This window comes from Citrobacter sp. Cf072 (genome assembly GCF_030334485.1).
In the GTDB taxonomy this organism is placed as follows: domain Bacteria; phylum Pseudomonadota; class Gammaproteobacteria; order Enterobacterales; family Enterobacteriaceae; genus Citrobacter; species Citrobacter freundii.
In genome coordinates, this window is the sequence record NZ_JAOWDX010000047.1 from 369,886 (window position 1) to 381,963 (window position 12,078).

Sequence of the window (12,078 nt, forward strand, 5' to 3'; positions counted from 1 at the left end):
AGCCTACAACACCGTAGGCCCGGTAAGCGAAGCGCGCCGGGAAATGCATTTAACACTCATTAAAAGGCTCATTAAGAGTCAGGGCCTCCTGTTGCCTGAAGAAGGGTAAATCATGACGAAATTAACCTGTTTCAAAGCCTACGATATTCGCGGCAGGCTGGGCGAAGAGCTGAATGAAGATATCGCGTGGCGTATTGGCCGCGCTTACGGCGAGTTCCTGAAGCCAAAAACGATTGTCCTCGGCGGTGATGTGCGCCTGACCAGCAAGACGCTAAAGCTGGCGCTGGCGAAAGGACTACAGGATGCGGGGGTGGATGTGCTGGATATTGGCATGTCGGGTACCGAAGAGATTTATTTTGCCACCTTCCACCTGGGTATTGACGGCGGTATTGAAGTGACCGCCAGCCATAATCCGATGGATTACAACGGCATGAAGCTGGTGCGGGAAGGGGCACGGCCCATCAGCGGTGATACCGGTCTGCGCGACGTACAGCGCCTGGCGGAAGCCAACGACTTCCCGGCGGTTGATGAGACAAAACGTGGCCGCTACCAGCGTATTACTATCCGTGATGCCTACATTGACCACCTGCTGGGTTACATCAATCCCGCCAATCTGAAACCGATGAAGCTGGTGCTCAATTCCGGCAACGGCGCGGCAGGTCCGGTGGTTGACGCCATTGAAGCCCGTTTTAAAACATTGGGCGTGCCGGTCGAGTTCATCAAAATCCACAATACGCCGGATGGCAACTTCCCCAACGGTATTCCCAATCCTCTGCTGCCGGAATGCCGGGCCGACACCCACAATGCGGTGATTGAACATGGCGCCGATATGGGAATTGCCTTCGACGGTGATTTTGACCGCTGCTTCCTGTTCGATGAAAAAGGTCAGTTCATTGAGGGCTACTACATTGTCGGCCTGCTGGCGGAGGCGTTTCTGGAGAAGAATCCGGGGGCGAAGATTATCCACGACCCGCGTCTGTCCTGGAACACCGTGGACGTGGTGACGGCGGCAGGCGGTAAACCGGTGATGTCAAAAACCGGGCACGCGTTTATCAAAGAGCGGATGCGCCACGAAGATGCCGTCTACGGCGGTGAAATGAGTGCGCATCACTATTTCCGTGACTTTGCCTACTGTGACAGCGGCATGATCCCGTGGCTGCTGGTCGCGGAGTTGCTGTGTCTGAAAGGGCAGTCGCTGGGCGAACTGGTCCGCGACCGGATGGTGGCCTACCCGGCGAGTGGTGAAATAAACAGCACGCTGGCAGAGCCGGCGGCAGCGATTGCGCGCGTGGAGCAGCATTTTTCCCGTGAGGCGCTGACGGTAGACAGAACGGACGGTATCAGCATGTCGTTTGTCGACTGGCGCTTCAATTTACGCTCTTCCAATACCGAACCGGTGGTGCGCCTGAACGTGGAATCGCGCGGAGATATTCCGTTGATGGAAGCGCGAACGCGCACTCTTCTGGCGTTACTGAATCAGTAATGCTGGTGCTTCCTTTGCCCGATTCTGGGCAAAGGGTGACTAACAGGAACCACGATGACACATCTAAAGAAGCGCGAGCGCGCCAAAACCAATGCGTCGTTAATTTCGATGGTGCAACGCTTTTCAGATATCACCATCATGTTTGGCGGGTTGTGGGTAATCTGCGAATTAAGCGGTTTGCCTTTCCTGTACATGCACCTGCTGGTGGCGCTGATCACGCTGGTCGTTTTTCAGATGCTCGGTGGCATAACGGATTTTTATCGCTCCTGGCGTGGTGTCAAAATGACCACTGAGCTGGTGCTGTTGCTGCAAAACTGGACGCTGAGCCTGATTTTTTGCGCAGGTCTGATCGCCTTTAATAACGATTTTGATAACCGTCTCGCCGTCTGGCTGGCGTGGTATCTGCTGTCCAGTGTTGGCCTGGTGTTGAGTCGTTCGTTTATTCGCTACGGTGCGGGATGGCTGCGTAATCGCGGGTACAACACTCGTCGGGTGGCGGTGGCAGGGGACCTGCCAGCTGGACAAATGCTGCTGGACAGTTTTCGCCATGAACCGTGGCTGGGGTTTGAAGTAGCGGGGGTCTATCACGACCCTATCCCTGGAAAAAACTCCCGCGACTGGGCCGGTAATCTGCAACAACTGGTGGATGACGCCAAAGCCTCACGCATTCATAACGTTTATATCGCCATGTCGATGAGCGATGGTGCCAGCGTCAAAAAATTGGTGCGCGAGCTGGCCGATACCACCTGTTCAGTGATCCTTATTCCTGATGTCTTTACCTTCAACATTCTGCATTCCCGGATTGAAGAGATGAACGGCATTCCGGTGGTGCCGCTGTATGACACGCCACTCTCGGGGATTAATCGTCTGTTAAAACGCGCGGAAGATATCGTGCTGGCTTCACTGATCCTGCTACTTATTTCCCCGGTGCTGTGTGGCATAGCACTACTGGTAAAACTGACCTCCAAAGGACCGGTGATTTTCCGCCAGACTCGCTATGGCATGGATGGGAAGCCGATCAAAGTCTGGAAGTTTCGCTCAATGAAAGTGATGGAAAACGATGCGGTGGTGACGCAGGCGACGCAAAACGATCCGCGCGTTACCCCTGTGGGAAATTTCCTGCGTCGGACGTCGCTTGATGAACTGCCGCAGTTTATTAACGTGCTCACCGGGGGGATGTCTATCGTCGGACCACGTCCGCATGCGGTGGCGCATAACGAACAGTACCGCCAACTGATTGAGGGATACATGTTACGCCATAAGGTGAAACCGGGTATTACCGGCTGGGCGCAAATCAACGGCTGGCGCGGTGAAACCGATACGCTGGAAAAAATGGAGAAACGTGTGGAGTTTGACCTCGAATACATTCGCGAGTGGAGCGTGTGGTTCGATATCAAAATTGTTTTTCTGACGATATTCAAAGGCTTTGTTAACAAAGCGGCGTATTAACATGAGCTTACGAGAAAAAACGCTTAATGGCGCAAAGTGGTCGGCGATTGCCACGGTGATCATTATTGGGCTCGGACTTATTCAGATGACTGTCCTGGCGCGAATTATTGATAACCACCAGTTCGGGTTGTTAACCGTGTCGCTGGTGATCATAGCGCTGGCCGATACGCTGTCGGATTTCGGTATCGCCAACTCAATTATTCAACGCAAAGAGATTGGTTATCTGGAGCTGACGACGCTGTACTGGCTAAACGTTGGGCTGGGTATCGTGGTATGCGTGGCGATGTTTCTGCTGAGCGAGACGATTGCCCATGTGCTCAATAATCCAGAACTGGCACCGCTCATCAAAACCTTATCACTGGTGTTTGTGGTGATACCGCACGGGCAGCAGTTTCGCGCGCTGATGCAAAAAGAGCTGGCCTTCAACAAAATTGGCATGATTGAAACCAGTTCGGTGCTGGCTGGATTTACCTTTACCGTGGTCAGCGCCCATTTCTGGCCGCTCGCGCTGACGGCCATTCTTGGGTATCTGGTGAATAGTACGCTACGTACGCTGCTGTTCGGCTATTTTGGCCGCCGGATTTACCGACCCGGGCTGCATTTTTCGCTGGCATCCGTTTCGTCGAACCTGCGTTTTGGCGCATGGCTGACGGCAGACAGCATCATCAATTACATCAATACCAACCTTTCCACGCTGGTTTTAGCTCGCACGTTGGGAGCTGGCGTGGCGGGCGGATTCAATCTCGCCTGGAACGTGGCGGTTGTCCCGCCGATCAAACTGAACCCGATTATCACCCGCGTGCTGTTTCCGGCGTTTGCCAAAATCCAGGACGACAGCGAAAAACTACGGGTGAATTTTTACAAGCTGCTGTCAGTGGTTGGGATTATCAACTTCCCAGCGCTACTGGGACTGATGGTGGTGTCGAATAACGTGGTGCCGCTGGTATTCGGCGATAAGTGGAACGGCATTATTCCAGTCCTGCAATTGTTGTGCATTGTGGGTTTGCTGCGATCCGTGGGGAATCCAATAGGATCGCTCTTGATGGCGAAAGCCCGGGTCGATATCAGCTTCAAATTCAATGTTTTCAAAACCTTTCTGTTTATTCCTGCCATTTTCATTGGCGGTCATCTGGCGGGGGCGATTGGCGTGACGCTGGGCTTTTTGCTGGTTCAGGTGATTAATACGATCCTCAGCTACTTCGTGATGATCAAACCTGTTCTTGGCTCCAGCTACCGTCAGTACATGCTCAGCCTGTGGCTGCCGTTGTATCTCTCCTTACCAACCCTTGTGGTGAGCTATGCGTTGGGCCTAACCCTGCGTAACCAGGTGCCATTAAGCGCGCTGCTGGGGATCCAGATAGCGGCAGGAGCACTGGTGTTTGCGCTAATGATTGTGCTGTCGCGCCATCCGCTGGTGGTGGAAATAAAACGCCAACTCTGTCGCAGTGAAAAAATGAAAACCTTGCTCCGTGCGGGATAAGAACAACGTTTTAAGAGGTCATAATGAAATTACTAATTTTAGGCAACCATACCTGCGGGAACCGAGGGGATAGCGCGATCCTGCGCGGTTTGCTGGATGCCATTAACGCGTTGCGTCCCGAGACCGAAGTGGATGTGATGAGCCGTTACCCGGTGAGCTCTTCGTGGTTGCTAAACCGCCCGGTGATGGGCGACCCGCTGTATTTGCAGATGAAGCAACATAACAACGCAGCAGGGGTTATGGGGCGCGTGAAGAAAGTGCTGCGTCGTCGCTATCAGCATCAGGTACTGCTCTCGCGTGTTACCGATTCCGGTAATCTGCGCAATATCGCTATCGCCCAGGGCTTTACCGATTTTGTCCGTCTGCTGTCGCGCTATGACGCCATCATCCAGGTCGGCGGATCGTTCTTTGTCGATCTGTATGGCGTGCCGCAGTTTGAACATGCCCTGTGTTCGTTTATGGCGAAAAAACCGCTGTACATGATTGGTCACAGCGTGGGGCCATTCCAGGATGAGCAGTTTAATCAACTGGCGAACTACGTGTTTGGTCACTGTAATGCGCTGATTTTACGTGAATCCGTCAGTCTGGATCTGATGAAGCGCAGCGCAATTACCACGGATAAAGTCGAAACAGGCGTGGATACGGCCTGGCTGGTTGACAACCATCATGAGGATTTTGAGCCAGGTTATGCGGTACAGCACTGGTTAGACATGGCGGCTAAACAGAAGACCGTTGCCATTACATTGCGTGAGCTGGCTCCTTTTGATAAGCGTCTGGGGACAACGCAGCAGGCCTATGAGCAAGCCTTTTCCGGGGTGGTGAACCGCATCCTCGACGAAGGTTACCAGGTGATAGCGCTGTCAACTTGCACCGGTATTGATAGTTACAACAAAGATGACCGCATGGTGGCGTTAAACCTGCGCCAGTATGTTAACGATCCGGCCCGATATCACGTGGTGATGGATGAACTTAACGATCTGGAGATGGGGAAGATTCTGGGCGCATGCGATCTGACGGTGGGGACTCGCTTGCATTCTGCCATCATCTCGATGAATTTTATGACGCCTGCCATCGCCATTAACTACGAGCACAAATCGGCCGGGATCATGCAACAACTGGGGTTACCGGAGATGGCTGTTGATATTCGTCATCTTCTCGATGGCAGTCTCGAAGGGAAGGTTGCCGATACTCTCGGACAGTTACCTGAGCTGCGCATACGTCTCGGCGACGCGGTTATGCGCGAACGCGAACGTGGGGTACGCATGGTGCAGTCGGTTTTAACGCGTATTGAGGGGGATAAATGAAGATTGGTTTTTTCCTGCTTAAATTTCCGCTCTCCTCCGAGACATTTGTACTCAATCAGATAACCGCATTTATCGATATGGGCTACGACGTGGAGATTGTCGCTTTGCAGAAGGGCGATCTTGAAAATACTCATGCCTCCTTTAATACCTACCGTCTGGGTGAAAAAACGCGCTGGTTGCTGAATGAACCGGAAAGCAAACTGGCGAAACTGAAATATAGGGCAGCGGCGGCTCTGCACGGTATTACCCGCGCAGCGACCTGGAAAGCGCTTAATGTTGCACGCTATGGTGAGGAGGCGCGCAATCTGATTTTGGCAGCTATTTGCGGCGGGAATCCGCGAGCGTTTGAGGCGGATGTTTTTATTGCTCATTTTGGGCCCGCAGGCGTAACGGCCGCCAAGCTGCGTGAGCTTGGGATGATCCGCGGAAAAATCGCCACGGTATTTCATGGGATTGATGTTTCGCACCGGGGCGTTTTGGCCCGCTATACCCCTGAGTATCAGCAGCTGTTTCAACGCGGTGATTTAATGTTGCCCATCAGCAATCTCTGGGCCGGACGTTTAAAAAACATGGGATGCCCGCCGCAAAAAATTGCTGTCTCGCGTATGGGAATCGATATGACACGCTTTACGCCACGCCAGTTGAAATCGCCAACTGCACCGCTGGAAATAATCTCTGTTGCCCGGTTAACCGAGAAAAAAGGACTGCACCTCGCCATCGAAGCTTGTCGTCAGTTAAAAGAGCAGGGCGTTTCATTTCGTTATCGAATTCTGGGTATCGGCCCTTGGGAGCGTCGTTTACGTACGCTGATCGAGCAATATCAACTCGATGGCGTTATTGAGATGCCCGGCTTTAAGCCCAGTCATCAGGTAAAGGAGATGCTTGAACAGGCGGATGTATTTTTGCTGCCTTCGATCACCGGAAGAGACGGCGATATGGAAGGGATCCCGGTGGCACTGATGGAGGCGATGGCGGTGGGTATTCCGGTGATTTCCACCGTTCACAGCGGGATCCCGGAGCTGGTCGAGTCGGGTAAATCAGGCTGGCTGGTACCGGAAAACGACGCGCAGGCACTGGCAGAGCGTTTAGCGGCATTTAGCCTGCTCGACAGTGAGCAGGTACAGTCGATTGTTCAGTGTGCGCGTGAAAAAATTGAAAATGAATTTAATCAGTTAGCTATCAATAAACAGTTAGCCAGTCTGCTGCAAACGATGTAAATCGAGGTTGTATGTCAGAGAACAAACTCTCACGCCGTACTTTTCTGACGGCGGGCTCTGCGCTTGTCATGCTGCATTCTCCCGTTGTTCGCGCGCTTGAATCGTCGGGCAGCGTCAACATTCAGGATTACAACCCACAGGATTGGGTGGCCTCTTTCAGGCAGGCGTTCAAAGAAGGGCAAATGGTCGTCGTACCAAAAGGCCTGGAATGTAAGGATCTCAATACTGCTATTGTTATTCCGACAGGCAAAACGCTCTTCATACAAGGGCGAATAAGTGGCAATGGCCGTGGGCGCTTTATTCTGCAGGATAGATGCAAAGTGGTGGGCGAGCAGGGCGGGAGCCTGAAGAACGTTACCCTGGATGTGCGTGGTTCGGACTGTGTAATAAAAAGGATTGCCATGAGCGGCTTCGGTCCGGTGACGCAAATTTATATCGGCGGTAAAACTTCAAGGTTGATGCGTAATCTGATTATCGATGATATTACTGTCACACGCGCAAACTATGGGATTTTGCGTCAGGGTTTTCATAACCGAATGGATGGCGTAAAGATTACAAACTGCCGATTTAGCGATCTCCAGGGAGATGCCATTGAGTGGAATGTGGCTATCAACGACAGCAACATCCTCATTTCTGACCACGTCATTGAACGTATTAACTGTACCAATGGCAATGTGAACTGGGGCATCGGTATCGGGCTGGCGGGCAGTACCTATGACAATAGCTATCCCGATGAACTGGCGGTAAAAAACTTCGTGGTGGCGAACATCACCGGTACCGACTGTCGGCAGTTAGTTCATGTTGAGAACGGCAAACACTTTATCATTCGTAATATTACCGCGCGAAATATCACCCCGGATTTCAGTAAGAAAGCAGGCATTGATAATGCGACGGTTGCTATTTATGGATGTGATAACTTCGTGATCGATAATATCAATATGGAGAACAGCGCAGGTATGCTCATTGGTTATGGCGTTATCAAAGGTCGATATTTATCCATTCCACAAAACTTTAAGCTAAATAATATCCATCTCGATAACACCAAACGTGAATACAAATTACGCGGAATTCAGATCTCCTCTGGTAATGCAACGTCATTCGTGGCCATCACCAACGTGGAGATGAAACATGCCACGCTTGAGTTGCACAACCAACCGCAGCACCTTTTTTTACGTAACGTCAGGGTGATGCAGCAATCGGCTACGGGTCCCGCACTTAAGATGCACTTCGATCTGCGCCAGGACGTACGCGGTAAGTTTATGGCCAGGCAGGACACATTACTCTCACTGGCCAACGTACATGCAGTAAACGAAGCTGGGCAAAGTTCAGTTGACATCGACCGTATAAACCATCAGGTAGTGAATGTAGAAGCGGTGAATTTTCGACTACCGGGGCAGGGGAGGTAACCCCACTATAATCTTACTGGATATCATTGGCTAAAAGATTATAATCACTCAATTACTGTTAAAGCTGGGGCTGGGCAGCATTGACTACTCAGGGAAGACGCTCATCTTTATCATATGTTTCTTGTGTTACGAACAGACAAAGTGATTTATGAACGATAAAGTTTTGCTCATCGGTGCCTCCGGATTCGTGGGGACCAGACTCCTGGAGACGGCTGTTGCGGATTTTGATATCAAGAATCTGGATAAACAGCAGAGTCATTTCTATCCGCAAATCACGCAAATCGGCGATGTTCGCGACCAACAAGTTCTGGATCAGGCGCTTTCAGGCTATGATACGGTCGTTTTGCTGGCGGCAGAACATCGTGATGATGTCAGTCCTACTTCACTCTACTATGATGTGAATGTTCAGGGGACGCGCAATGTATTGGCCGCTATGGAGAAAAATGATGTTAAGAACATCATTTTCACCAGTTCTGTTGCGGTCTATGGCCTGAACAAAACCAACCCTAATGAAAATCATCCTCACGATCCCTTCAACCACTATGGTAAAAGCAAGTGGCAAGCGGAAGAGGTCCTGCGTGAATGGCATGCTAAAGCTCCAGATGAACGTTCGCTGACCATCATCCGCCCGACGGTTATCTTTGGCGAACGCAACCGCGGTAACGTTTATAATCTGCTGAAACAGATTGCTGGCGGTAAGTTTATGATGGTTGGGGCGGGTACGAATTATAAATCAATGGCTTATGTGGGTAATATTGTTGAGTTTATCAAGTATAAACTGAAGAATGTGACTGCTGGTTATGAGGTTTATAATTACGTTGATAAACCTGATCTCAATATGAATCAACTGGTTACCGAAGTTGAACAGAGCTTAAGTAAAAAAATCCCCTCAGCACACTTACCTTACGCTTTAGGCATGTTAGGTGGCTATTGCTTTGATATTTTGGGTAAAGTGACCGGCAAAAAATATGCCGTCAGCTCTGTGCGCGTGAAGAAGTTCTGTGCCACCACACAGTTTGATGCAACGAAAGTCCACTCATCCGGTTTTGTTGCTCCTTACACATTATCTCAGGGACTGGATCGCACTTTAAAATACGAATTTTTGCACGATAAGAAAGATGACATTACGTTTGTCTCTGAGTGATTGTTGTTTGTAGAGTGTCTGGGGCTTAGTTAACTTCGATTTTTCGGGAATGCTATAAAACTGACGAGATGAGTTTGTTTCCGAGGAATCCGAGTTCACCTCGGCGCTGGTGAAGTGTAGAGTTTGCATTCGGTTTACCTCAACCTGGTTATATCGTGTTGAGGATGGAGCCAGCAATACTGGCTAACGTACGGCTAAAGTCTATACTTTATCAGCCGTTTGGAGGTAGGAGATAGAATGACTAATTTGAAAGCAGTTATCCCGGTAGCGGGCCTGGGGATGCACATGTTGCCAGCCACGAAGGCAATCCCTAAAGAGATGCTGCCGATCGTTGACAAGCCGATGATTCAATACATTGTCGACGAAATTGTAGCTGCAGGTATCAAAGAAATCGTTCTGGTAACTCATGCGTCTAAGAACGCGGTTGAGAACCACTTCGACACCTCTTACGAACTCGAATCGTTGCTTGAGCAGCGTGTTAAGCGCCAGTTATTAGCCGAGGTGCAGTCTATCTGTCCTCCGGGCGTGACTATCATGAACGTTCGTCAGGCTCAACTGCTGGGGCTGGGTCATTCAATTCTTTGTGCTCGCCCTATCATTGGTGATAACCCGTTTGTCGTGGTATTACCTGACGTTGTTCTGGATACCGCAAGTGCGGATCCGTTGCGCTACAACCTCGCTGCTATGGTTGCTCGTTTTAATGAAACCGGGCGCAGCCAGGTGCTGGCTAAGCGTATGGAGGGCGATCTGTCTGAATACTCTGTTATTCAAACCAAAGAGGCTTTGGACAACGAAGGTAAAGTCAGCCGTATCGTTGAGTTCATCGAAAAACCGGATCAGCCGCAAACGCTGGATTCCGATCTGATGGCCGTAGGACGCTATGTGCTTTCTGCTGATATCTGGGCAGAGCTGGAAAAAACTGTTCCAGGTGCCTGGGGACGTATTCAGCTGACTGATGCCATTGCAGAGTTGGCTAAAAAACAGTCTGTTGATGCCATGCTGATGACGGGTGACAGCTACGACTGCGGTAAAAAGATGGGCTACATGCAGGCATTCGTTAAGTATGGGCTGCGTAACCTGAAAGAAGGTCCGAAGTTTCGTAAGAGTATTGAGAAATTGTTAAGCGAATAGATCATCAAATATCTGCTTGATAATAAATTGTTAAACAAACGGTAGTGAACACCCTGAATATTAGTCTGGTTGCATATGGGGAGGCGCTGCCGTTTTTGTTTTGTACAATTTACTTAAAAGAGTAAGCTTAGGAAATATTCTTCGGAATGTAGTATTCTTTCTCTGTAGCGCTGTATTTGGTAAGAAAATTATTAAAAGGTTCTGTTTGAGGGCCGAACATCGAAGAGCAATGTGTGAAGTACTCTGGTAGCTTGTGAGCCAGGGGCGGTAGCGTGCAATAAGTTAAATAATTAAAGTCTGCAATAGATTTCAGCCACATACAGATACTATATAATCAACTAACCTTGATATTTAAAATAACACATGAAAAAAATAGCTTTTATTGTTACCAAGTCTGAAATCGGTGGAGCTCAGACTTGGACAAATGAGATGATGAAATTAGTAAAAAATGAAGGTTCTGTTTATTTGATAACCTCAGAGGATGGTTGGTTAACTGAACAAAATAACTTTGAGAAGGTCTTGATTTTACCTCAGCTTAAAAAACATTTCAGTTTCTCTGGATATATTTCCTTACTTAAATTTATAAGAAAGGAAAATATTGACGTTATGATCGCCAGTTCAGCAAATGCTGGTATTTACTCCAGAATGGCAAGGTTAATTTCCAAGTTTAAATGTATCTATGTATCACATGGATGGTCATGTATATACAATGGAGGGATGCTGAAATCTGTCTTTATAAAAATAGAAAAGTATCTATCATACATAACGGATGTTATTTGGTGTGTATCCAGAAGCGATGAAGATAAAGCTATAAGAATTATTGGTATTAACAAATGTAAGATCAAGACATTAACAAATTCAGTAGTGCAGATGAAAGAAAAAGAAGGTAATGATTGTCAGAAGAGAATTATCTTTGTGGGGCGTCTTACTTACCCCAAAAGACCTGATTTGCTTATTAATGTAGTAGCGAAGCATCCAGATATGAAGTTGGATATAGTAGGTGGGGGTGAATACCTAAAGACCCTAAAAGAAACTAACAAAGATATTTCTAATATCAATTTTGTGGGAGAAGTTAAAGGATTTAATAATTATTCTAATTATGACTTGTTTGTTTTGGTATCTGATAGTGAAGGATTACCGATGTCAGGTTTAGAAGCGCATACTGCAGGAATCCCACTTGTCTTAAGTAACGTTGGTGGATGTACTGAGTTAATAGAAGGCAATGGTCTCCTTGTTAACAATACCGAACAAGATGTTGAACGTAGTATCATTAGTATATTTGATAATTATGATGATTATTTACTTAAGTCACGAGAGGTAAAAGGGAAGTTTGTCTTTGACTCATATGCTGATGATTATAAGAAGCTGATATTAAATTAATGTATTCAATCTACTGTCTACTGTATTAATGATTTTCATGTAATATATTGTTGAGTGCTTTTGACAGTTTAATTCTGTTGTGGT

Annotated in this window: 9 protein-coding genes; all 9 read left to right on the top strand. The window is 48.7% G+C overall.

Annotated elements, in window-relative coordinates; all coding sequences use genetic code 11:
* Nucleotides 1–112 precede the first annotated feature (112 nt).
* The gene (gene cpsG, locus OGX66_RS20415) at nucleotides 113–1,483 is read left to right on the top strand and encodes a colanic acid biosynthesis phosphomannomutase CpsG (protein WP_088903299.1); all 1,371 of its coding nucleotides are present in this window, start codon (nucleotides 113–115) and stop codon (nucleotides 1,481–1,483) included.
* 54 nt (nucleotides 1,484–1,537) lie between these two features.
* Nucleotides 1,538–2,932, top strand: coding sequence for an undecaprenyl-phosphate glucose phosphotransferase (gene wcaJ / locus OGX66_RS20420; RefSeq protein ID WP_061549040.1), 1,395 nt, complete (start codon nucleotides 1,538–1,540; stop codon nucleotides 2,930–2,932).
* A 1-nt stretch (nucleotide 2,933) separates the two neighbouring features.
* On the top strand, nucleotides 2,934–4,412 hold the full coding sequence (gene wzxC, locus OGX66_RS20425) for a colanic acid undecaprenyl disphosphate flippase WzxC (RefSeq protein ID WP_088903300.1): 1,479 nt from the start codon (nucleotides 2,934–2,936) through the stop codon (nucleotides 4,410–4,412).
* A gap of 23 nt (nucleotides 4,413–4,435) precedes the next feature.
* Nucleotides 4,436–5,716 (top strand): colanic acid biosynthesis pyruvyl transferase WcaK, encoded by a 1,281-nt coding sequence (gene wcaK / locus OGX66_RS20430; RefSeq protein WP_086529378.1) that lies wholly within the window; start codon nucleotides 4,436–4,438, stop codon nucleotides 5,714–5,716.
* Nucleotides 5,713–6,933 carry a colanic acid biosynthesis glycosyltransferase WcaL gene (gene wcaL, locus OGX66_RS20435; RefSeq protein ID WP_003844312.1) on the top strand — a complete coding sequence of 407 codons (1,221 nt, stop codon included), beginning with the start codon at nucleotides 5,713–5,715 and terminating at the stop codon, nucleotides 6,931–6,933. The genes wcaK and wcaL overlap by 4 nt, the downstream gene beginning before the upstream one ends.
* A gap of 11 nt (nucleotides 6,934–6,944) precedes the next feature.
* Nucleotides 6,945–8,339: a colanic acid biosynthesis protein WcaM gene (gene wcaM / locus OGX66_RS20440; RefSeq protein WP_270932368.1), complete on the top strand. Its 1,395-nt coding sequence runs from the start codon at nucleotides 6,945–6,947 to the stop codon at nucleotides 8,337–8,339.
* 148 nt (nucleotides 8,340–8,487) lie between these two features.
* On the top strand, nucleotides 8,488–9,483 hold the full coding sequence (locus OGX66_RS20445) for an SDR family oxidoreductase (protein ID WP_049014367.1): 996 nt from the start codon (nucleotides 8,488–8,490) through the stop codon (nucleotides 9,481–9,483).
* 237 nt (nucleotides 9,484–9,720) lie between these two features.
* Entirely contained in the window at nucleotides 9,721–10,614 is an 894-nt protein-coding gene (galF, locus tag OGX66_RS20450) for a UTP--glucose-1-phosphate uridylyltransferase GalF (RefSeq protein ID WP_088903302.1), read from the top strand.
* A gap of 363 nt (nucleotides 10,615–10,977) precedes the next feature.
* Nucleotides 10,978–11,994: a glycosyltransferase gene (locus OGX66_RS20455; RefSeq protein ID WP_048232318.1), complete on the top strand. Its 1,017-nt coding sequence runs from the start codon at nucleotides 10,978–10,980 to the stop codon at nucleotides 11,992–11,994.
* The last annotated feature ends 84 nt before the right edge of the window (nucleotides 11,995–12,078 follow it).

Excerpts from the sequence above, each read along its gene's own strand:
- cpsG (WP_088903299.1), top strand. The coding sequence starts at position 113 with ATGACGAAATTAACCTGTTTCAAAGCCTACGATATTCGCGGCAGGCTG.
- wcaJ (WP_061549040.1), top strand. The coding sequence starts at position 1,538 with ATGACACATCTAAAGAAGCGCGAGCGCGCCAAAACCAATGCGTCGTTA.
- wzxC (WP_088903300.1), top strand. The coding sequence starts at position 2,934 with ATGAGCTTACGAGAAAAAACGCTTAATGGCGCAAAGTGGTCGGCGATT.
- wcaK (WP_086529378.1), top strand. The coding sequence starts at position 4,436 with ATGAAATTACTAATTTTAGGCAACCATACCTGCGGGAACCGAGGGGAT.
- wcaL (WP_003844312.1), top strand. The coding sequence starts at position 5,713 with ATGAAGATTGGTTTTTTCCTGCTTAAATTTCCGCTCTCCTCCGAGACA.
- wcaM (WP_270932368.1), top strand. The coding sequence starts at position 6,945 with ATGTCAGAGAACAAACTCTCACGCCGTACTTTTCTGACGGCGGGCTCT.
- OGX66_RS20445 (WP_049014367.1), top strand. The coding sequence starts at position 8,488 with ATGAACGATAAAGTTTTGCTCATCGGTGCCTCCGGATTCGTGGGGACC.
- galF (WP_088903302.1), top strand. The coding sequence starts at position 9,721 with ATGACTAATTTGAAAGCAGTTATCCCGGTAGCGGGCCTGGGGATGCAC.
- OGX66_RS20455 (WP_048232318.1), top strand. The coding sequence starts at position 10,978 with ATGAAAAAAATAGCTTTTATTGTTACCAAGTCTGAAATCGGTGGAGCT.